The organism is Nostoc spongiaeforme FACHB-130 (assembly GCF_014698475.1).
Taxonomy (GTDB): Bacteria; Cyanobacteriota; Cyanobacteriia; order Cyanobacteriales; family Nostocaceae; genus Nostoc_B; species Nostoc_B spongiaeforme.
Window position 1 is genome coordinate 207,633 of record NZ_JACJTB010000001.1, and the last position, 23,111, is coordinate 230,743.

At 40.0% G+C, this 23,111-nt stretch carries 11 protein-coding genes and 1 pseudogene; 8 read left to right on the forward strand and 4 right to left on the reverse strand.

What is annotated here, in order from left to right; genetic code table 11:
- Positions 1-39: 39 nt before the first annotated feature.
- Positions 40-708 carry a pyridoxamine 5'-phosphate oxidase family protein gene (locus tag H6G74_RS00930; RefSeq protein ID WP_190965874.1) on the reverse strand — a complete coding sequence of 223 codons (669 nt, stop codon included), beginning with the start codon at positions 706-708 and terminating at the stop codon, positions 40-42.
- Positions 709-812: 104 nt separating this feature from the next.
- Between H6G74_RS00930 and pdxR the strand changes: the two genes are divergently transcribed.
- A complete protein-coding gene (gene pdxR / locus H6G74_RS00935; RefSeq protein ID WP_190965875.1) occupies positions 813-2,279 on the forward strand; it encodes a MocR-like pyridoxine biosynthesis transcription factor PdxR in 1,467 nt (488 codons plus the stop codon).
- Here the strand turns inward: pdxR and H6G74_RS00940 are convergent.
- A complete protein-coding gene (locus H6G74_RS00940; RefSeq protein WP_190965876.1) occupies positions 2,276-2,932 on the reverse strand; it encodes a DUF938 domain-containing protein in 657 nt (218 codons plus the stop codon). The two genes, pdxR and H6G74_RS00940, sit on opposite strands and share 4 nt — an antisense overlap.
- 231 nt (positions 2,933-3,163) lie before the next feature.
- On the opposite strand from H6G74_RS00940, the pseudogene H6G74_RS00945 reads away from it, so the two are divergent.
- A pseudogene (locus H6G74_RS00945) lies at positions 3,164-3,562 on the forward strand (zinc ribbon domain-containing protein); the annotation flags it as partial.
- Here H6G74_RS00945 and H6G74_RS00950 read toward each other — a convergent pair.
- The gene (locus tag H6G74_RS00950; protein WP_190965877.1) at positions 3,543-4,559 is read right to left on the reverse strand and encodes an iron-siderophore ABC transporter substrate-binding protein; all 1,017 of its coding nucleotides are present in this window, start codon (positions 4,557-4,559) and stop codon (positions 3,543-3,545) included. The pseudogene H6G74_RS00945 and the gene H6G74_RS00950 sit on opposite strands and share 20 nt — an antisense overlap.
- Positions 4,560-4,707: 148 nt before the next feature.
- Entirely contained in the window at positions 4,708-7,392 is a 2,685-nt protein-coding gene (locus tag H6G74_RS00955; RefSeq protein WP_190965878.1) for a TonB-dependent siderophore receptor, read from the reverse strand.
- Positions 7,393-8,465: 1,073 nt separating this feature from the next.
- Between H6G74_RS00955 and H6G74_RS00960 the strand changes: the two genes are divergently transcribed.
- The 6 genes from H6G74_RS00960 to H6G74_RS00985 are packed head-to-tail and all read left to right on the forward strand — an operon-like array spanning position 8,466 to position 23,111.
- The gene (locus H6G74_RS00960; protein ID WP_190965879.1) at positions 8,466-14,918 is read left to right on the forward strand and encodes a non-ribosomal peptide synthetase; all 6,453 of its coding nucleotides are present in this window, start codon (positions 8,466-8,468) and stop codon (positions 14,916-14,918) included.
- A 57-nt stretch (positions 14,919-14,975) separates the two neighbouring features.
- Positions 14,976-19,697 (forward strand): type I polyketide synthase, encoded by a 4,722-nt coding sequence (locus H6G74_RS00965; protein ID WP_190965880.1) that lies wholly within the window; start codon positions 14,976-14,978, stop codon positions 19,695-19,697.
- 26 nt (positions 19,698-19,723) lie between these two features.
- A complete protein-coding gene (locus H6G74_RS00970; protein WP_190965881.1) occupies positions 19,724-20,578 on the forward strand; it encodes a 3-hydroxyacyl-CoA dehydrogenase family protein in 855 nt (284 codons plus the stop codon).
- Between the two features lie 18 nt (positions 20,579-20,596).
- Positions 20,597-20,845: an acyl carrier protein gene (locus H6G74_RS00975; RefSeq protein WP_190588355.1), complete on the forward strand. Its 249-nt coding sequence runs from the start codon at positions 20,597-20,599 to the stop codon at positions 20,843-20,845.
- Positions 20,846-20,849: 4 nt separating this feature from the next.
- Entirely contained in the window at positions 20,850-22,037 is a 1,188-nt protein-coding gene (locus tag H6G74_RS00980; RefSeq protein ID WP_242051129.1) for an acyl-CoA dehydrogenase family protein, read from the forward strand.
- Positions 22,038-22,040: 3 nt separating this feature from the next.
- Positions 22,041-23,111, forward strand: a complete 1,071-nt coding sequence (locus H6G74_RS00985) for an HAD-IIIC family phosphatase (RefSeq protein ID WP_190965882.1) — start codon at positions 22,041-22,043, stop codon at positions 23,109-23,111.

Below are 23,111 nucleotides of genomic sequence, written 5' to 3' on the forward strand. Positions count from 1 at the left end.
CAGTTTCCACAGAAAATCTTTGTGCTTAAGTCTTAGACATTAGTTCAGTTTCTGTGGTCTGGTATAGTTTTTGAAATTAGGCGGTACTGCAATATTGGAAGCTAATTTAGCATCGTTTATAGGTACAGCCGCCGTCAATTTTAAGGGAATTTCCCCAGCCCAGACGGGTATTTGATAATCAACTTCATCATCAATTGGCCCTCCAGTCCGAATCTTGGCGCTGGCTTCTATTAGGGGCAAAGATAACACTATTGTTCTAGATAATTCTTGATGATTGGGCGATCGCACTTCCTGCCATCTTCCTAAAATGACATGTTCTGTAAATGCTTGCAAGGCTGCTAATTTCTGGGCTACATCCTCGATTAAAGTTGCTTTACCAAAAATAACCACTGAGCGATAATTCATGGAGTGGTGAAATGCCGATCGCGCTAATACCAACCCATCAATTAAAGTTACGGTGACGCAAACATCAATACCTTGTTGCAGCGATCGTAACATTCGACTAGCAGGTGAACCATGAATATACAATGTATCTTCAATCCGCCCATAGGCTGTAGGAATGACAACAGGTTGTCCATCATTAATAAAACCAACATGACAGACTAATCCTTCATCTAATATTTGATAAATTGTCTCACTTTCGTAGTTGGCTCTTTGGGGTACACGTTTAACTGTAGTTCTTTGGCTGGGCGTTTTTGGTTGAGGCATAACTGAAAGTTTCTACTCTATATCGTTAGAGTAATCAGGTAAGTGGAGTGATACAAGAGCCACTTTTCAATTAAATTACCAGTCCACGTATCTGTGATACTCCAATGGATTTTGTGATTAGTATTGATTCCCAAGCAGCTTTACCTTTACATCGCCAAGTTTATACAGAAATTCGTCAGGCGATTCTTACAGGGAGATTAACTCCAGGAGAAAAGCTACCTTCAACTCGTGTACTGGCTCAATTACTTGGTGTTTCTCGCGCCACCGTTACCCAAAGTTATGAAATGCTTCTGAGTGAAGGTTATCTAGAAACCAGTGTTGGTTCGGGAACTTTTGTCTGTCGTCAACTCCCTGATGATTTACTCAACACCACACCTATTCAAGCAAAATTACCAGCAAATCCGCGTACCATATCCTTGTCAACCTATGGTGAAAGGTTGAGTCAGGGTAAATTTCTACACATCCCCGAAGCAGATGTAGAGATTAGCTTTAGTTATGGACGACCCGCTTTTGATGAGTTTCCGATTAAGTTGTGGCGTAAGCTCTTATCTCGCCATTGTCAGTCTAGTAAGTCAGTGCTTGATTATACTTATAATTCACAGGGTTATCAACTTTTGCGGGAAGCGATCGCAGCTTATCTATCTCGCTCCAGAGCCGTGAAATGTAACTCTGAGCAAATCATAATTGTCGGTGGTTCACAACAGGGGATTGATTTAATTACTCGTATATTAATTAACCCTGGTGATTGCATAGCAGTGGAAGATCCAGGATATTTAAGTGCTAGACGAGCTTTTTTAGTCCAGGGAGCTAATTTATTTCCTGTAGCTGTAGATCAGTCAGGATTAATTGTCCATCATTTAACAACAGGTATAATTCCTAACATTAAACTTGTTTATGTCACCCCATCACATCAATTTCCCACAGGTGCGACACTATCTCTGACTCGCAGGTTAGAGTTACTAGCTTGGGCAAAAAAATCAGGGGTAATGATTATTGAAGATGACTATGATAGCGAGTATCGTTATGGTGAACGACCGATTCCCGCATTGCAAGGATTAGACCAAGGTAACTCAGTCATTTATGTGGGGACATTTTCTAAAGTTTTATTTCCGGCTTTACGTCTGGGTTACTTAGTTTTACCTCCAGATTTAGTACCAATATTTGCCCGTGGGAAATGGTTAGCAGATCGGCAATGCAGTTTATTAGAACAATACACCTTGACTGATTTTATTACCGAAGGACATTTAGAACGACATATTAGACGGATGCGATCGCTCTACGACGGACGCAGGCAAACTTTGGTACAGTCTTTATTTGACCATTTTGGTGACAAAATCAAAATACTAGGAGAAAATGCCGGAATGCACTTAATGGTCAAGTTCAATACCAAACTCAGTGATGATGAAATAGTTCAGCGTGCTGCTCTGGCTGGAGTGAATATAGGGGCAGCATCTCCTCAATATTTAAAAGATAGCCCTGGTAGTGAATTTATCTTTGGATATGCTGAACTCAGTCATCAGAAAATACAAGAGGGAGTACGTCGATTAGCTCAGGTGACTTTAATTGATTAAGCGGACATGATATCAGTCCGTTCAAAAACTACGGAGAGATTATTGGCTGGCATTTCGTAAATCTGTTTCAAGACAAGATGTTCGGTTTGAGCGGCGGCTATGACATCATCTAAGTTACGCACACCCCATTCTGGGTTTTGGGAACGTAAATATTCATCAAAAGCGGCATTACTTGGGGCTGTATGTTCTCCACCTTGTTTAAAAGGCCCATATAAATAAAGAATACCGCCCACAGGTAAAATACGACTCGCCCCTGCCATCAGTCCTAAACAGGCTGACCAAGGTGAAATGTGAATCATATTAATATTGACGATGGCGACAATGGGCGAATTATTTAGCAACTGGGTTGTTGTTTCTTGCTCTACCACCCACACAGGTTCCTTAGCATCAAGTTCCAGTGGTGGATAAATGTTTTGACATTCATAGTGTTCAGTCCAGGCAACTATACTAGCTCTGGCTTGGGGGCTGACATCTGTTGGTAGCCACATCACATTTCTCAGTTGCGATGTAAAATAAACTGCGTGTTCACCTGTACCACTGGCAATTTCCAAGACTGTTCCACTGTCAGGCAATACTTTTAAAAGGACTTCGAGAATTGGTTGGCGATTGCGCTCGGTAGCTGGGGCGGATTGTCGTGCGTCTTGTGTTGTCATGCTTGTGGTTTTATGAGTTGATTTCACGGTTATGATGGCAGTTACACTGTAAATTTTTGCTCTTAGTATGTTTTGAAGAATTTTTGCAGATAGCGATCGCTCTTTGTAATATCTTAGATATATATTGCTTAAAAATTGCCATTAGGGATGTGTGCGATCTCTTCATCATTCCTGATTAACTTTTGCAGATAGCGACACCAAGCAGTCTTTTAATATCCACGAAGGCATTAAGGTATGGTTCGTAATCACAATTTGGCGAAAGCAATATCTGATTGCGGATGGGGGACGTTCACTAATTTTCTATCTTATAAACTAGAACGCAAAGGCGGGAAACTAGTAGAAATTGATAGATGGTTCCCTAGTTCAAAACTCTGCCATGTTTGTTTTTATCAGATAGGTGAGATGCCACTAGATGTTAGAGAGTGGGATTGTCCTAATTGCAAAACTCACCATGATCGTGATGAAAACGCTAGTCACAACATACGAGCAGAAGGAATCAGAATGCTAAAGGCGGAAGGTTCAGCCGTCTCTGCTGTAGGAGGAGAAGTAAGACCAAAGCTTGGACGAAAGTCTAAACTAAGGCATTCTCCTGTGAGTACAGAAGCCCCACCTACCCTTCGGGAAGGCTAACGCCAACAGGCGAAGCCAAGGCGGGGTAGTTCACGAGAGATTGATAAAGTTCATCCAGTACCTCATAAGCTGCCAGAATATTCAGTCCACGCCAAACAGAAAAATCTACTAAATATACTTGATTTTGCTGCACAGCTTTGAGTTTCGACCATATAGGTTTTTGTTGTAGTTTCTGAATTACAGAGTTATCATCTTTGCGTAGAGGCGCAATAAATAAAATATCACTGTCAATTTTAGGTAAAAGTTCCTCGGAGATGGCTAAATCCAAGTCACCTGATTCTGCAAAAATTGGATTTAATATGCCAATATCGTCCAAAATTTTGCCAGCAAAAGATTGTTTCCGAGTGATCACTAATTTTCCAGCCGCCACATAAGCAAATGATATCCGCAGTTTCTGTTGGTTATGATTAATTATCTGCTTTAATTTGTTAATACTTTGGTTATATTTATCCATAAGTTCTGTAGCTGTCTGCGTTTTTTGCAGAATATTTGCTACATCTTGGATATGTTGTTGCCAATTGGCTTTAGTTTCTATCCAAGGTAAAACTACTGTAGGTGCAATTTTTGATGTATATTTATAAATTCTGTTAAAGAAGGGTTGAGACACGACTATAATTAAGTCAGGACGCAACAAAAGAAGTTTTTCTAAGTTAATTTGACCACTGGAACTGCGGATGATTTCTACTCCATCTGTTTTTCCTTGAAAGTAATCAAAGTCACTCTCGATTTCATTGGTAATCCAAGTTGCGATCGGCTTGATATCTAAAGCTAAAACAGCAGCAAAACTATTGAAATCTAAGGTGACAATTCGTTTTGGGTTGAAGGGAATACAACTTTCTCCCTTGACATGCTGAACTATTCGACATGGAACACTTTTTTGCAAAGAGTTGGAGTTACTGACTTTTGGAGTCAAACTTTGATTAACAACCCAAACAAATGTAAATATCAAAATTCCACACAAAAATAGAGCAATAAAGTGACGTGAAATCAATTTCATAAATTTGCGCTGGATACCACAAGATGAGTAAACATCTTCCGAAATAACTAGAATTCAGGAGTCAGAATTCAGAATTACAATCAGCATTGAGCAGAATTTGACTCAATTTCCCAACATACTGACTCCTGAATTTTGACAAATTCAATTATCAAAAAGTCCAAGAAATAGTTCCTTGAACTGTCAATGGCTCACCATAGGAGACTCGTAAACTATTGAAAGAATTTTCAAAATAGTTTACGTCAAAGAGGTTTCTGATATTGATAGCTGCACGGAATCCGTCTTTTTTGTAGAAGACAGCAGCATTAGTTGTTACATAGCTGGGGACTTCAAATGTATTCCCAGTATCACCCGCACGCTCGCCCACATAAAACAATCCTAAACCAAAGCCTAAACCCTGCAAATTGCCTCGTTGAATTTCATAGGTTGTCCATAAACTAGCAGCATGAGGAGTTGTCTGGAGTACGCGATTGCCAACAGGAATGCTATTATCTGCTGTCACACGGGCATCGTTGTAGGCATAACTAGCAAAGACATTCCATCCCGGTAAAATTTCCCCAGCAATGCTGAATTCTAGACCTTGGCTACGTTGTTCTCCAGTTTGAATCGAAAAGCCGACATTATCGGGATCATCAGTTAAAACATTCGATTGGGTAATGTCATAAAAAGCTAGGGTAGTTGAAAGCCGACTATTCAAATCAGCTTTGATCCCAACTTCATACTGTGTACCCCTTGTAGGTTCAAAATCACTACCATCAAAGGCTCTACCAATCGCTGGCTCAAAGGAACGACTGTAGTTGGCATACAGAGAAATCGGCTGGATTGGCTGATAGACAATGCCTACACGCGGACTCCACGCACTGACAGTTTGACTGGTTTCTGTATTAGCGAGAAAATCTTGGTCAGTTTGGGTGAAGACATCAAATCTGCCACTTACGAGTAGCTTTAAATTGTCTGCGATCGCTACTTGATCTTGTAAGACAATCCCAAGCTCATCAGTTACCGTCTTAGTATCTAGCTCAAATGTCACATCGCTACGCGCTTGACCGTAAACAGGATTAAAGATATCAATGGGTGCGCCTGATCTGCCTGTAAATTTTAAGGTATTATTCAGCCTGCCTAAATCCACACCAAATAGTAATTGATGCTTGATTGAACCTGTATCAAACTTACCAATTACATTCGTCGTCAATCTATAGTCACGATACCGATCATTGAAATCGTTGGATGTTCTCAGGAGTGTCCGATTATCAGCTAAAAGTCGAGTTCCGATATTGACCCCAGAAGCATCATAGTTAACGTATCCATATCGAAAAGTATTATTAATCGACCAATTCTCATTAAACTTATGCTCTAAGCGATATCCAATCCTGGCATTTGTCACATCCAGTTCGCCTTCATTTGTAATCAGGCTCCGGGATATATCACCATTAGGATTTGCCAAGATTGTTCCCCGCGCAGGTACGCCCAAATTGTAGTCTTCTTGCTCTAGATACTTGTAAGTTGCTTGAATACTCAGATTTGTATTCTCACCCAATGCGAGATTTAAAACAGGCGCAATTACTAAGTTTCTGGTTTGGCTGCGGTCAGTGAAAAACCCTTGATTGCGATAAGATGCGTTCAGCCGATATAGAGCCTTCTTATCTTCGTCCAATGGCCCAGACAAATCAATCTCACCACGATAAAAGTCAAAACTACCTACCGTTGCTTCGACAAAATAGTAAGGATCTGGTAAAGGCTGTTTTGAAACAAAGTTGACTGTTCCCCCTGGAGATGTTGTCCCGAATAAAACCGAGTTTGGCCCTTGCAAAACTTCGATTCTTTCAATTCCTGTCAGATCAGGCCCAATGTTAGCGCCTACACCATTTGTTGTACCTTCTCTAATGCCATCAAGATTAGGTTGGCTCAAGAATCCTCGCACTCGCAATCTTAACGAGTCAAAGTTAGAAGGTGCGGAGTTACGCACACTTGGAGCATTCAAAAGCGCAGTAGAAGTATCAGCCCGTTGATCCCGCAATACTTCTTGCGGAATAATCTGAATCGATTGGGGAATATCTCGCAGTGGTGTATCCGTCCGCGTCACCGTACTCGCTTCCGGCACACGATATCTATCTTGTTCTCCCGTTACTACCAACTCAATCGGTTCATCCGGCGGCGCTGATGGTGTTTCTGAAGGAGTTTCTGATGGTGTTTCACTGGCTGGCTGTTCTGGTGCTGGCCTTGTTTCGCTTGGTTGCATTGCTGTTGTTGTCGATGCTACAGCAAAAATCAAACCTGTATTATCATCAAACAACTCAACTGTCGGCGCGGCTTTCTCTCCCACCACAGTCACGCGCACAGTGTTGGTATCAATATTTGTAACTGTTATTTCTGTAATTTCTGTCAGAGGTTTATCGGAGCGAAATGTGAAAGTGTCTCCCGATGGTAAACGCAACTGAGCATTAGGAATATCTGCAATAAAATTATTCCCGCTACTACGATTGACAACTTGCAGTTGTTCTCCAGCAGTAGTCTCTAAAATGATCTCCACACCTTTATCTGTGGGAGTTGCTTTGACTCCTGTAATTGGTACAACTTGAGCCTGAGTGCTGGGTTCTGGATTTGTAGGGGTGGTTGGTGTTTGTACCAACATCCAGGCGCTAGTCCCAGGTAGTTTGATTTCGCTCAGTTGGGGAATATTGTTAGTTAATTTTTCATCTCTCAACTGTTCTCCCTTGAGAGCTAAGGGTTGGACTATTCCATCTTCTTCTACGTCCTCGGCTTTAACGGCAGTGCCAATCAAACAAACAATCGCACTTGTCAGCAAAAGGCTGCGAAATAATTGGTCTATTTTCATTGATGTCCCCATACCTAATAAAATCACCTGCTCGTTACCGAAGACGAACAGCAACTAGTGATAGTTATTGTCAACTAACTTAAGTGAGTTTAATCATAGTATGAAGTAATACAAAACACAAGATAGTAGAGAATTTATTTCAATTAGCAGTCTATTATCTGGTTACAAATCAGGACTTATGCTGATGTAGTATGCTTGCTTGATACACAGATTTAAACCATGACAATTGCTACAGTTACTGTCTCTAGAGAGTATTAATTAGTTGTCAACCCACCAAAAATCTTGGGATAAATATATATAGTGGACTAGCCAATGAATTTTACTAGGCATCTAATTGCTGAATCGTCAAGCTTTCAGTCTGCTACTCACAGGGATGTCTAAAATAGGTAAAAATGATGTTTTTCGGGTTTATTGATAATTAATTGATATAACAACCCTATTGCTAAAGCAATTAATTGTCGTTAAGTTGATAGATGTTAAGTGAAAGTAAATCTCAATAATATTGAGACTTATTTTTAGAAAAAGTCTTAGCGAATCATACTTTGAGTGCTGTTAGTGGTTGACTCAAGCAACAACTTAACCCTTGAGAGTTGTAACTAACATGGTGAATGTTTTCCTCTAACTCTGTTAAATTCTTAGGGTTAATTGCAGAGTTTCAGGCTTGGAGTATGTTCTGCACGAAAACCTTTGTTGGTAGCTGTTCTTAGGGGGTGCTAAATGGGACGATTCCCAGGTGGGGTTAACTTGAGTCGAGTATTCCAGAAAATGAGCTAACCCTGGCTAAAGCTTGTAGTTTGCTCAGAGTTGGATATCGCTGTGATTGATTGTGTTGTTGTAAAATTACCGCTCTGATATTCGGTCTAGGATTTTGAGCAGTAAATCTAGTTTTACTGCTGGTTCTCAATTGCTTATTTTTATCTGAGCAAATTTATAGCAGAAGGCAGGAGGCAGGAGGAAAAGTCTTACTATTCCTGGCATTCAAGCTTTCAAATTGTCCTCGCATATCTGACTACTGCTATATAAAGTCTAGATAAAAGTAAGTAGTGCGTTAAAGTGCATCTAGTCATCTAAAAATGAATCAATATTCTTCTAGCTTTCAACCAAGCGATGTCTTCTCTGCGACAAGCTACACTAACGATGAGTTTAGCCTCAGTAACTGTAGAACAGTTGTTGAACTGTTGGGTTGGAGAAGTTCTACCCAAGGAAATCAAGATATTTTCACTTTTTTACTAGATGGAGAAACAGAACAAGCGCGGCTAACTTATCAAGAGTTGGATAGACTTGCTAGACGAACGGCTGCACAGTTGCAAGCAATGGGTTTAGCGGGAGAACGTGCTTTACTGCTTTATCCGGCTGGACTAGATTTTTTAATTGCTTTTTTCGGTTGTTTATATGCGGGGGTTGTGGCTGTCACTGCTTATCCTCCGAGAAATCAGCGTAACACACCGAGAATCCAGGCGATCGCTCAAGATGCACAAGCCGCGATCGCACTGACAACAACAGATATACTCCCAACAGTGCAGTCTTTAATGAGCCAAAAGACTGATTTGGGATCGTTGCAATGGCTGACAACAGATAATATTACTCCAGGAATAGAAGACAACTGGCAACAACCTCATATTGATCAAGATAGTTTAGCGTTTCTGCAATATACCTCTGGCTCAACGGGAACACCCAAGGGTGTGATGATTAGTCATGGAAACTTGCTGCACAATGCTCAAACAACTCGTCAATTTATGGAGCATTCGCCAGCTAGTAAGTTTGTGACTTGGCTACCGATGTACCATGATATGGGTCTAATTGGTGGAATATTGCAACCTTTGTATGGTGGTTTCCCTTGCATTATTATGCCGCCTGCGGCTTTTCTTCAACGTCCCTATCGTTGGTTACAGGCAATTTCTCACTATCGCGGGACAACCAGTGGCGGCCCCAATTTTGCTTATGATTTATGTGTGCAGAAAATCACGCCTGAACAAAAAGCAACTCTTGACTTGAGTAGTTGGAATATAGCGTTTAATGGTGCGGAACCGATTCGCCACGATACATTAGAGCGATTTGCAGAAGCTTTTGCAGAGTGTGGCTTCCGTAAAGAAGCGTTTTATCCTTGTTATGGTATGGCGGAAACAACTTTGATGGTGGCTGGTGTACAGAAGGCTGCGCCACCAAAAATCAAAGCATTGCAGAAATCTGCATTAGCATCTCATCAAGTTGTAGAGTCATCAGTGGTTGGGGGAGATGACACATCTTACTTTGTTAGTTGCGGTCAAATTATTCCTGACCAGAAGGTAGTTATTGCCAATCCAGACACACTCAAGAGTTGTCAACCTGATGAAATTGGGGAAATTTGGGTAGCTGGATTGAGTGTTGGTCAAGGATATTGGCATCGTCCAGCAGAAACCACAGAAACATTCGGAGCTTATTTAGCAGATACAGACGAAGGGCCATTCCTGCGGACAGGAGATTTAGGCTTTTTGCAGGATGGAGAGTTATTTATTACAGGTAGAGCGAAGGATTTAATTATTATTCGTGGTCGCAACCTGTACCCCCAAGATATAGAATTAACTGCTGAACGCAGTCATTCATCCTTGCGTCCTGGTGCGAATGCCGCATTTACAGTTTTAGTTAACAACGAAGAAAAGCTAGTAGTTGTCCAAGAATTAGAGTTTCGCGCCAAGCCAAATTTAGAAACAGTAATTAATGCAATTCGTCAAGCGGTGACGGAAGAACATGAAGTACAAGTTTATGCAGTTGTTTTAATTAAACCAGGGACGATTTGCAAAACTTCCAGTGGTAAGATTCAACGCCGTGCAACTCGCGCACAGTTTGAGAGTGGTGAACTGAATATAGTTGCCAGCAATATTTTAAAAGCTAGTGATACTGTCCAAGAGTCAATTCAATTACAGCGTTCTCAACTGTTGACACTGGCTGTACAAGAACGTCAGACAGTTTTAGAACAATATTTGATTGCACAAATAGCCAATGTTTTAGCGATCGCACCAGATAATATTCCTCTCCAAGCACCATTAAGCACCCTCGGACTCGATTCTTTAAAAGTATTTGAATTGAAAAACCGGGTTGAGGTTGACTTAGAAGTAGAAATATCCATTGCAGACTTCTTTGAAGGGATGAGTCCGCGATCGCTGGCGACTAAAATCCTCACCCAAATAACAGCAGCAGCTTTTATTCCTGCTGTACCTCTAAACCCAATTCCACAAGCCGAAGTTTATCCTTTGTCTTTTGCACAACAAAGATTATGGTTCCTCGACCGATTGCAACCAGGGAACCCAGCTTACAATATTTCCTTAGCTGTAAATCTCCAAGGTGAGCTTGACATCATCTTGTTAGAGCAAAGTTTAAACGAAATTGTCCGACGACATGAAGCTCTCAGAACCACGTTGAATGTTGTCAACGGACAGCCAGTACAAATTATTACTCCTTCCCTCAAATTATTCTTATCAGTAATTGATGATCAAAAGAATATTGCATCCTCAGTCCAGCAATTCTTGACTGAGCAAAGCCAGCGACCTTTTGATTTGACCAAGGGGCCATTATTACGTGCTGAACTTTTGCGCCTTGCACCACAAGAGCATATTCTGTTGCTGGAAATGCACCACATCATCTCTGATGGTTGGTCTAGTGAAGTCTTTTTACAAGAGATTGCATCACTGTACAAAGCATTCTTAACTGGAACTGCTTCATCTTTACCAGAAATTTCTATCCAATACAAAGATTTTGCCCATTGGCAAAGACAATGGTTGCAAGGAGAAATTCTGCAAACTCAACTTTCTTATTGGAAGAAACAACTGCAAGATATACCAGCAGCATTACAATTACCCACTGACCGACCAAGACCGACGGTACAAACCTCAAATGGCGCTCAACAATCCCTCGAATTGTCTGAAGTACTGATCAATAGACTCAAGGCGATCGCGCATCAAAAGGGTGTAACCTTATTTATGTTGCTACTGGCAGCATTTCAAACTTTCCTCTACCGCTACACCGGACAAGATGATATTGCTGTCGGTTCACCAATTGCTAACCGTAATCGTAATGAAATTAAAGGGTTAATTGGCTTTTTTGTCAATACTTTGGTGCTACGTACAGACCTGAGTGGCGACCCAAATTTTGACGAGTTACTGAAGCGAGTTAAAAAGGTAGCTTTAGAAGCCTATACACACCAGGATTTACCCTTTGATCAATTAGTGGAAGCAGTGCAACCAGAACGCGACACCAGTCGCACACCCCTGTTTCAAGTCATGTTTAATATCCAAGATTACTCCCATTTACCAGAAATGCCTGGTTTGGCTGTAAACTTAGTCAAAATCGACACCAAAACAGCACAGTTTGATTTGAGTGTTTCTATTGATATTACACATCAAGCAGTGACGGCATTATTTGAGTACAATACTGACCTATTTGATGCTGCGACGATCGCGAAGATGCTGAGACACTTTGAGAATTTGCTCTCAGGTATTGCTGCTGAACCTCAAACTCGGCTATCTAATTTACCACTTTTGAGCGAGGCAGATCGTCAAGAGTTACTAGAATTTAGTACAAATCAATCCCCAAATTCCCATTCCCAATCTCAACAATCCATTCATCAACAATTTGCAGCCCAGGTAGAACGGACACCAGACGCAGTTGCAGTCATCTTTGAAAATCAGTCTCTAACTTACAGAGAGTTAAATCAGCGATCAAATCAATTAGCACATTACCTAAAAACCCTGGGACTTAGACCAGAAGTTTTAGTAGGAATCTGCATAGAACGCTCTTTAGAGATGGTGGTTGGACTGTTGGCGATTCTCAAAGCTGGAGGTGCTTATTTACCTCTCGATCCGGCTTATCCCCAAGAACGCCTTGCTTTGATGCTAAAAGATGCCCAGGTGTCAGTTTTACTTACTACGTCAACACAAGCTGAGAAACTCCCCGAACATCAAGCTCAAGTTATTTGCTTAGATACAGATTGGGAAGTTATTTCGCGTGAAAGCCAAGAAAACCCAATTCATCAAACACAACCGGAGAACATAGCTTATGTAATTTATACATCTGGTTCCACGGGAACACCCAAAGGGGTAATGATTCAGCATCATGCTTTAAGTAGTTATGTCAATACTGCATGTATAGAATTGGGGATAAAGTCGAGCGATCGCATTTTGCAGTTTACTTCCATTAGTTTTGATGTCGCTGCTGAAGAAATCTTTCCGTGTTTGCTGCAAGGTGCAACTCTAATACTGCGAACCGAGCAAATGTTGAATTCTATCGAGGAGTTCTTGAAACAATGTCAGAACTTTGGACTGACAATACTCGACTTACCCACAAGTTTCTGGCATCAGCTAACAGATGAACTGTCTAGAGGTAAATTAGTCCTACCCCCAACAGTGCGTTTAGTTCTCATTGGTGGTGAAAAAGCTGAATCCTCCCGGTGGAAAATTTGGCAGCAACAGGTAGGGGAAAAAGTGCGGCTGATCAACTGTTATGGCCCTACAGAAACAACCATTTCTGCAACAATGTGCGATTTATCAGCACTCAAAACTATAGGATCTGAATTGCCAATTGGCAAACCAATTCATGGCATTCAAGCCTATATACTAGATGCGGCGCTGCAATTGGTACCAGTTGGTGTTCCAGGAGAACTTTATCTTGGAGGTGTAGGTATAGCTAGAGGCTATCGCCACCGACCAGAATTAACAGCCGAAAAATTTATCCCCAATCCCTATAGTACAGAATCAGGAGCGCGTCTTTATCGCACAGGTGACTTAGTTCGCTACCGATTAGATGGCAGTATTGAGTTTTTAGGACGCATAGATAATCAAGTTAAAATTCGGGGTTTCCGAATTGAATTGGGTGAAATTGAAGCAGTATTGAACCAACACTCAGATGTGCAAGAGAGTGTGGTCATCGCCAGTCAAGATGTGTCAGGAAATCAGCGATTAATAGCTTATGTTGTGCCTGAAAACAGACATATCAACTTATTCAATGAACAAGACAAGCAGCAAGAAGACCAAATTGAAATTTGGCCCTCTGTAGGCGAATACCCAGTCTACGATGAATTTCTGTACTACGCTATGACAAACGACCAACGGAGAAATCATAGCTATAAAGTCGCCATCCAACAGTTAGTCAAAGATAAAGTAGTTGTTGAAGTAGGCACTGGTAAAGATGCGATATTGTCAAGATTTTGTGTAGAAGCAGGTGCCAAAAAAGTCTATGCAATTGAGATGGGTGATGAAGCTTATCACCAAGCAGAAGCTCAGATAAAAAAATTAGGCTTGTCAGAAAAAATAACTTTAATTTATGGGGATGCAACTCAAGTTAATTTGCCAGAACTAGCTGATGTATGTGTTTCCGAAATCATAGGAACAATAGCTAGTTCTGAAGGTGTGACAGTAATTCTGAATGATGCTAGAAGATTTTTAAAACAAGATGGCATCATGATACCTTGTAAAGGCATTACTAAAATTGCTCCTGTTTGTCTTCCTAATGAGTTGTTAGATAATCCCAGATTTACTGATGTCACAGCATACTATGCTAAACAAGTCTTTGAAGAAGTAGGATATCCATTTGATATCAGATTATGTCTGAAGAAATTTTCTCAGTCCAATATTATAGCCAATGTGGAAATTTTTGAAAATCTGGATTTTACCAAAGCTACTCCTCCAGAATACTGTCATGAAGTAAATTTCACTTTCAATAAAACTTCCCAATTAGATGGTTTTTTACTATGGTTAAATTTAGAGACTATTACAGGAGAAGTAATAGATGTTGTTGAGCATGAATATAGTTGGTTGCCAGTTTACTTTCCGGTATTTTATCCTGGTATTCAAATATCCGCAGGAGATACAATCCAAGCTATTTGTAAAACAACAATATCTGATAATCAACTAAATCCAGATTACGAAATTAAAGGATGCTTGATTCAGGGGAATGGCGAAAAAATTGAGTTTGAATACAAATCTTATCACCATCAAAGAGTATTCAAGCAAACACCTTTTTATGAGCAATTTTTTTCTCAATTGGAGAGTGATCAAAGTATTAAACCAGGAAACTTAGCCCAACGCCTAAGAGACTATTTAAAGGAACGCTTACCTGAATATATGGTTCCTTCTCACTTCATCCCGCTTCAGGCTTTACCCTTAAGTCCAAATGGTAAATTAGATCGTCGGGCTTTGCCAACACCGCAGGATGCAAATTCAGATTTAGCAGGTAATTATGTTGCCCCTCGCAACGAAATTGAAAAAGCGATCGCGGCTATTTGGCAAGAAGTCTTGCAAACTAAAACAGTCGGAATGAATGATAATTTCTTTGATTTAGGCGGTCATTCATTACTTGCCCTAAAAGTGCAAAGTAAACTGCAACAAATTATCCAGAAAAATATATTAGTTACTGACCTGTTCAAATATCCCAACATCAGTTCTTTGGCTCAATACTTGAGTCAGGATACCAGCCAAAAAGATACTTTTCAAGGAATCCGCAACAGAGCAGAAAAGCAAAAAGCAGCGATGAAACGGCAACGGCAAAGTCGCTAGTAATCCTCATGAATTTATTTCGCCAAAGCATGTAATTAACAAGGTAATTTAGGAGTGATGGATAGTACAGAATTACAAAATGTAATCGAAGCGATCGCAATTATTGGGATGTCGGGACGTTTCCCCGGTGCTAATGATATTCCAGAATTTTGGGAAAATTTATGCTCTGGTGTGGAATCAATTTCTACCTTTACTGATGCAGAATTAATTGCGGCGGGAATTGAGCCAGAATTAGTGAACCATCCCGATTATGTGAAAAGCCTGGGTGTATTAGCAAATATAGATTTATTTGATGCGGCATTTTTTGGTTTTAACCCCAAAGAAGCAGAAATTACAGATCCACAGCATCGGTTATTTTTAGAATGTGCCTGGGAAGCATTAGAAAATGCCGGCTATGACTCTCAACGTTGCGAAAGTCGCATCGGAGTTTATGCAGGTGCAAGTTCAAATAATTATTTATCTTTAGATTTAAATAACGAGCGCACAGGATTAGCGAGTCTTTTTCAAAGGGGAATTGGTAACGATAAAGATTTCCTCGCTACTCGTGTTTCCTATAAATTAAATCTTACAGGCCCCAGCCTTACAGTACAGACTGCTTGTTCTACTTCCTTAGTTGCAATTTCTCTCGCTTGCCAAAGCTTATTAAATTATCAATGCGATATGGCTTTAGCTGGGGGAGTTTCAATTAATATTCTCCAAAAAACCGGGTACTTGTATCAAGAAGGTGGTGTTTTATCGCCTGATGGTCACTGTCGCGCCTTTGATGCTCAAGCTAGAGGTACGATTATTGGCAATGGCGTGGGAATTGTGGTTTTAAAGCGGTTAACTGAAGCGATCGCCGATGGTGATCATATCTATGCTGTCATTAAAGGTAGTGCCATCAATAACGATGGTTCAGGTAAAATCAGTTACACAGCCCCCAGCGTCAACGGACAAGCTCAAGTTATTGCCGAAGCACTAAGTTTAGCAGATGTACCGCCGGAAACCATCAGCTATATTGAAACCCACGGAAGCGGAACTGTCTTAGGTGATCCGATTGAAATTACGGCATTAACCAGCGTCTTCCGTGAAAGTACTGATAAAAAGCAATTTTGTGCGATCGGTTCCCTCAAAACCAATATTGGTCATTTGGACGCAGCTGCTGGGGTGACAAGTTTAATCAAAACTGCTTTGGCGCTCAAACATCAACAAATACCGCCTAGCTTACATTTTGCCGAACCCAATCCCAATATTGATTTTGCCAACAGTCCTTTTTACGTCAATACCAAGCTGACAGATTGGCAAAATACTCATACCCCTCGCCGTGCTGGTGTGAGTTCTTTGGGTATCGGTGGTACCAACGCCCACGTCATTTTAGAAGCAGCACCAGTATGGGAAGAACAAGGAGCAGGGAGCAGGGAGCAGGGGAGAAAGTATCAATTGTTGGTTCTGTCTGCCAAAACAGCATCAGCACTAGAAAAGGCAACCACAAATTTAGCAGATTATCTGCAAGCACATCCTAATTTAAACTTGGCTGATGTGGCTTACACATTACAAGTTGGACGCAGAACTTTTGACTATCGGCGTGCTGTGGTGTGTCGAGATATTGTAGATGCGATCGCAGCCCTAGAAAACTCTCAAAAAGTACTGAGCAGTATCCCCGCAACACAACAACAGTCCATAGCTTTTATGTTCCCTGGTCTGGGTACTCAATATGTCAACATGGGTTGGGAACTTTATCAAGTTGAATCTATCTTTCGCCAGCAAGTTGATTACTGTTGCGAGTTTCTGCAACCGCTTTTGAATCAAGATTTACGCGATATTCTTTATCCAAATAGACATTCACCACAAACCCCAGAAAACCAAAAATTAAATCTAGAATCTCAAGGTTTAGATTTGCGGAAAATGTTGGGGCGAAATCAAGAACAACCCTCCTTACTCCATCAAACTGAACTAGCCCAACCAGCCGTTTTTGTCATTGAATATGCTTTAGCACAGCTATTGATATCCTGGGGAATTCGTCCCCAAACAATGATCGGTTACAGCATTGGTGAGTATGTAGCAGCCACTGTAGCAGGGGTTTTATCTCTAGAAGAAGGTTTAAAACTAATTGCTGCAAGAGCGCGGATAATTCAAAAATTACCAGGTGGAGCAATGCTCGCTGTTCCACTTTCAGAAGCAGAAATATCCCCCTTGCTAAATGATCAAATCTCCTTGTCTGCGGTTAACGGCAAATCTATGTGTGTAGTTGCAGGTGAAACTAACGCTGTAGAAGCTCTGGAACAACAGTTAACTGAACGAGGTTTAGCTTGTCGTCGCCTAGAAACTTCTCACGCTTTTCACTCTCCAATGATGGAGGGTGCGATTTCTGAGTTACGTGAGTTAGTCAAAAGCTTTCAACTCCAAGCACCAAAAATTCCTTACATATCTAACGTTACAGGAACTTGGATCACAGCAGCAGCAGCCACAAATCCCGATTATTGGGTTCAACACCTGTGTCAACCTGTGTTATTTGCTCCGGGTATCCAAGAACTGTGGAACCAAAATAATCCCATTTTATTAGAAGTAGGGCCAGGACAGACTTTAAATAGTTTCGCCCTTCAATGTCTCGAAACCAATCCCGAAGTCAATCAGATCATCTTACCCTCCCTGAGATATGCTTACGATCAAAAACCAGACTTAGTATTCTTGTTAAGAACAATAGGTAGGTTGTGGTCAGCCGGAGTAGAAATAGATTGGTCAGGATTTTATCGTGATGAGCGTCGTTATCGTCTTCCTTTACCAACCTATCCTTTTGAACGTCAACGCTACTGGTTAGAGCCACAAAAACCAACGAGTTCTTCAGATAAATCTTCAGCATTATCAACAGAAAAGTTGGATGTTACCGACTGGTTTAACATTCCTTCTTGGAAACGTTCGGCTTTGCTTGTATCGTTGGAACAAGCAAAATCAATCGATTCAAGTGATTATTGGTTAGTATTTGTTGATACTTGCGGTATTGGTAATCAAATTGTAGAACGCCTGAAAAATGAGCATCAAAATGTCATAACTGTCAAAATTGGCGAAGAATTTCGTCAAATTGGATATGGGGAATATACGATTAATCCCCAAAGCAAAAATGACTATGATACTTTAATCAAACAGCTCCACAATTTGGGTCAAATACCACAGAAAATTACTCATTTGTGGAACATTACATCATATAATAGTCAAATATCTGATCTAGAAAATTTTGCAGCTACTCAAGATATAAGTTTTTGGAGCTTGCTTTTTCTCATCCAAGCATTGGGAGAACAAAATCTTAGTCAATCTGTGGCAATTAATGTTGTTTCTAACAACATGCAACAGGTACTGGATGAAGAATATTTATGTCCACAAAAGGCAACAATTCTGGGGCTATGTAAAGTTATTCCTCAAGAATATGCCCACATATCCTGCCGCAGCATTGATATTACCATTCCCCAACTTGATACAAAGCAATGGCAACAGTTGATAGACAATCTTTGTAGAGAACTTCAGACAGTACCATCTGAGCAAGTCATTGCATATCGGGGAAATCAAAGATGGATACAGTGTTTTGAACCCTTACCCATCGCCAGCCAAACAAGCACTAAAAACAAATTCAGAAAAAAAGGAGTATATGTAATCACAGGTGGATTAGGCGGAATTGGCCTAGCGATCGCCGAATATTTAGCCAAGACTGTACAAGCAAAATTAGTCCTGATTGGACGTTCGGAATTACCAAATAAAGTCGAGTGGGAGGAATTGCTATCCAGCCAAGAGCAAGATGATTTACTCAAAACCAAAATCAAAAAACTCCAGCTGCTAGAAGAGTTAGGTGCAGAGGTTTTAGTGCTGAAAGCCGATGTTGCTAACCTAGAACAAATGCAGAGTGCGATTAATCACGTATGCGATCGCTTTGGCAAGATTCATGGCGTAATTCATGCAGCCGGAACTCCAGGTGCAGGTATCATTCAACTCAAAACACCTGAATTAGCAGCAAAAGTTTTTCAAACTAAACTCCAAGGCACAATAGTTTTAAATACTGTTTTGCAAAACATCAATTTAGATTTCCTGGTCTTATTTTCTTCTACTACTGCAATCACAGGCGGCTTAGGACAAGTAGATTATTGTGCAGCTAATTCCTTTCTAGATGGATTTGCCCACTACAATTTTTATCAACACCAAATACCGACAATCTCCATCAACTGGGATTGGTGGGAATGGGATAGTTGGCAAAAATCTTTGTTAGCATTTGCACCCAATATGCAAGCAGAAATTAAGCAAATACGACAAAAATATGGTATATCTTTTGCAGAGGGTATAGATGCCTTTGAGCGGATTTTATCTCAAAATTTACCTCAAGTAATTGTATCAACAAAAAATCTCCAAACTGTCATTGCAGAACATCAAGCTTTTGCTGTACCGCTTTTCTTAAAAAATTCCAAACAATCTCCTCAATCTCAAATAGCGCACCCAAGACCGATTTTAGAAACTGTTTATCTTGAACCCAGTAGTGCAGTTGAGCAAAAGATTGCTGAGATTTGGCAAGAATTATTAGGGATTGATCAAGTCGGCGTTAATGATAACTTTTTTGATTTGGGCGGACACTCCTTAATTGCAACACAAATAGTTTCTCAGTTGCGTCAAGATTTTCAAGTTGAACTATCATTACGCCATATTTTTGAAGCGCCAACGGTGGCAGAATTAGCTTTGCTGATTGAAGATATCCTGATTAAAGAATTGTCAGAACTGACCGAAGAAGAAGCCGAAAAGCTAGTTTCACATATTTATGTTTAGAGCGTAGAAGGAGGCTAAGATAAATTATGAAAATTCAAACAGTAGGCGTTGTTGGTGCAGGCGTGATGGGTATCGGGGTTGCACAAAACCTCGCACAAACAGGTCATGAAGTAATATTGATAGATATTTCTGAAGATATTCTTGATAAAGCTAAATACGAAATCAGAAATAATATCCGCTTACAAAGTTTTTTCCAGAAAAGCGACAATCGAAAAAACCCAGATAGTATTCTAGAGAAAATCGAGTTTTCTACTAGCTATAAACTTTTAGAAAATGCTGATTTTGTAGTTGAAAATGTCACCGAAAAATGGGATATTAAAAAAGGGATATATCCACAATTAGATGCTATCTGTCCACCACATTGTGTATTTGCTGCCAATACATCAGCAATCCCCATTACTCGCCTAGCTTCACTTACCAAACGCCCTGATCAAGTTCTGGGTATTCACTTTATGAATCCTGTACCAATGAAGCCAATGGTAGAGATGATTCGGGGATATCATACCTCTGAGACAACAATTGAAATAGCAAAACAAATGTTGACTCAGATGGGGAAAGAATGCGTCATTGTTAACGATTCACCGGGTTTTGTTTCTAACCGCGTGTTGATGTTAACAATTAACGAAGCTGTGTTTCTGTTGCAAGACCAAGTAGCGACAGCAGAAGATGTAGACAAAATTTTTAAAGGCTGTTTTGGTCACAAAATGGGGCCTTTAGAAACCGCAGATTTAATTGGACTAGATACCATTTTATTTTCTATCGAAGTTTTGTATGAAAACTTTAATGATAGCAAGTATCGACCATGCCCTTTACTGAAAAAAATGGTGGATGCAGGGTTATATGGCAGAAAAAATGGTCAAGGTTTTTACGTATATCAATAACTAGGAATTTCAAGACTTATGAAAGAAGTGCAAGCTAGAATTAAAACCTTCTTGTCAAAATTTTTCGGCAATCATGACTTACAACCAGACGAAGATATTTTCGCTCTCGGTTTTGTAAATTCGATGTTTGCAATGCAGCTGGTTTTATTTGTTGAGCAGGAATTTCAGATTGCGGTTGAGAACGAAGACTTAGAGTTTGAAAATTTCCGCACCATCAACTCTATCGCCAATTTAGTAGAACGCAAAACTGCTGTTCTCGCACAGTGAATTTATGATGAAACTAGAACTATCTGCTCAACAAAAAAACGCTCAAGCTGAATTTAGAGCTTTTGTTAACCAAGAAATTTGTCCTGATGCTGGTAAATGGGATAGACAAGAATTTACACCACCAGAATTAATTAAAAAAATTGCTCAACGCGGTTTTCTTGGTGCTATCTTACCCCAAGAATATGGCGGTCGGGCAATGGATATGATTACCTATGGCATTCTCAACGAAGAAATTGGGCGGGGATGTTCTTCTATTAGAAGTTTGTTGACAGTTCACAACATGGTAGCTCATGCTGTGTGTAAATGGGGTAATAAATCTCAAAAAGAATATTGGCTGCCAAAGTTGGCATCTGGAGAAATTATCGCGGCTTTTGCATTAAGCGAACCGAATGTTGGTAGCGATGCGAAAAGTGTAGAAACCAAAGCAACACTAGTTGGTGATACTTATGTTTTAAATGGACAGAAAAAATGGATTACCTACGGACAAATAGCAGATATCTATTTAGTTTTTGCTCAATGTGAAGGTAAACCGACGGCTTTTTTAGTAGAGAAAAATAGCCCAGGATTTACAGTTAAACCTATGTCTGGCATTTTAGGCGTGAGGGCTTCAATGTCAGCAGAATTATATTTTCATAACTGTCAAATTCCGCGAGAAAACTTAGTTGGGAGATTAGGTTTTGGGTTTGCTTATATTGCTGCTTCCGCTCTTGATTATGGTAGATATAGTGTGGCAGCAGGATGTGTTGGTATTGCTCAAGCTTGTTTAGAAGCTTGCATCAAATATACAAATGAACGCACACAGTTTGGCGTTTATCTCAAAGAACATCAATTAATTCGGCAAAAGATTACGCAGATGATAGCTAACACCAAAGCAGCGAGGTTGTTATGTTATCAAGCTGGTTATCTCAAAGATATTAACGACCCCAACTCTATTATTGAGACTTCTATTGCCAAGTATTTTGCATCTACAGTTGCTACCAAAATAGCTAATGATGCTGTGCAGCTTCATGGCGGGAATGGTTGTAGTAATGAGTACCCTGTGGAGAGGTATTTACGCGACTCGAAAATTATGGAAATTATTGAAGGTAGTACTCAAATTCAAGAAATTACAATTGCTGAATCTGGTTATCAAGATTATTTATTTGCAAACGTAGCTACTGGTTTAGATAAGCAATTAGCAGAGAGAAATTAATCTATGGTTAGTATTCAAGAGCTAAATTTAAATAGTAAACAAAAAGATAAAAAAGTAATTAAATGTGTCGTTTGGGATTTAGATAATACCCTATGGCACGGAGTTTTGCTAGAAGATCATCAAGTTTCTCTGCGAGAGAATATTATAAATTTGATGGAAACTTTAGATAAACGTGGTATATTACAATCTATAGCTAGTAAGAATGAACATCATACAGCAATCAACAAATTAACAGAATTTGGGTTACAAGATTATTTTTTATATCCCCAAATTAATTGGAATTCTAAAGCTGATTCAGTTAAACAAATTGCTAGTTTACTCAATATTGGGTTAGATGCGATCGCCTTTATTGATGACCAGTTATTTGAGTTAGAAGAAGTTAAGTTTTCCGTGCCAGAAGTTCTCTGTATCAATGCAGAGGAAATCAGCAATATTTTAGATATGCCTGTGATGAATCCCCGGTTTATTACGGAAGATTCACGCCTTAGAAGATTGATGTATTTGAGCGATATTGAACGACACAATGCGGAGAAAGAATTTGTCGGCACAGCAGATGAATTTTTAGCTACTCTCCAGATGAATTTTACCATTTCTACTGCTCAAGAAGCAGATTTACAGCGTGCAGAAGAATTAACACTCAGAACTAACCAATTGAATACAACTGGTTATACCTATTCCTACGATGAACTGAATCATTTTCGGAACAGCAAAAATCATAAATTGCTCATTGCTAGTCTGGAAGATAAATATGGTAGCTATGGAAAAATAGGCTTGGCTCTTATTGAATGCCAAACACAGATATGGACAATCAAGCTTTTGTTAATGTCTTGTCGGGTGATGTCGCGGGGAGTGGGGACAATCATGATGAATCATATTATGAGTCTGGCTCAAACTAATCATGTTCGTCTTTTAGCAGAGTTTGTCCCAAATGACCGGAATCGCATGATGTATATATCTTATAAATTTGCAGGTTTTAAAGAAATTGATCAAAGTGGCAATTCATTAATTTTAGAAAACGACTTAACTCGCATCCAACCTGTGCCTGCGTACGTAAATTTTCAAGTAATTGACTAA

Bases quoted from the DNA above. Each gene is read 5' to 3' on its own strand.
- H6G74_RS00955 (WP_190965878.1), bottom strand. From the start codon at position 7,392: ATGAAAATAGACCAATTATTTCGCAGCCTTTTGCTGACAAGTGCGATT.
- H6G74_RS00960 (WP_190965879.1), top strand. From the start codon at position 8,466: ATGAATCAATATTCTTCTAGCTTTCAACCAAGCGATGTCTTCTCTGCG.
- H6G74_RS00930 (WP_190965874.1), bottom strand. From the start codon at position 708: ATGCCTCAACCAAAAACGCCCAGCCAAAGAACTACAGTTAAACGTGTA.
- H6G74_RS00940 (WP_190965876.1), bottom strand. From the start codon at position 2,932: ATGACAACACAAGACGCACGACAATCCGCCCCAGCTACCGAGCGCAAT.
- H6G74_RS00980 (WP_242051129.1), top strand. From the start codon at position 20,850: ATGATGAAACTAGAACTATCTGCTCAACAAAAAAACGCTCAAGCTGAA.
- H6G74_RS00950 (WP_190965877.1), bottom strand. From the start codon at position 4,559: ATGAAATTGATTTCACGTCACTTTATTGCTCTATTTTTGTGTGGAATT.
- pdxR (WP_190965875.1), top strand. From the start codon at position 813: ATGGATTTTGTGATTAGTATTGATTCCCAAGCAGCTTTACCTTTACAT.
- H6G74_RS00975 (WP_190588355.1), top strand. From the start codon at position 20,597: ATGAAAGAAGTGCAAGCTAGAATTAAAACCTTCTTGTCAAAATTTTTC.
- H6G74_RS00965 (WP_190965880.1), top strand. From the start codon at position 14,976: ATGGATAGTACAGAATTACAAAATGTAATCGAAGCGATCGCAATTATT.
- H6G74_RS00970 (WP_190965881.1), top strand. From the start codon at position 19,724: ATGAAAATTCAAACAGTAGGCGTTGTTGGTGCAGGCGTGATGGGTATC.
- H6G74_RS00985 (WP_190965882.1), top strand. From the start codon at position 22,041: ATGGTTAGTATTCAAGAGCTAAATTTAAATAGTAAACAAAAAGATAAA.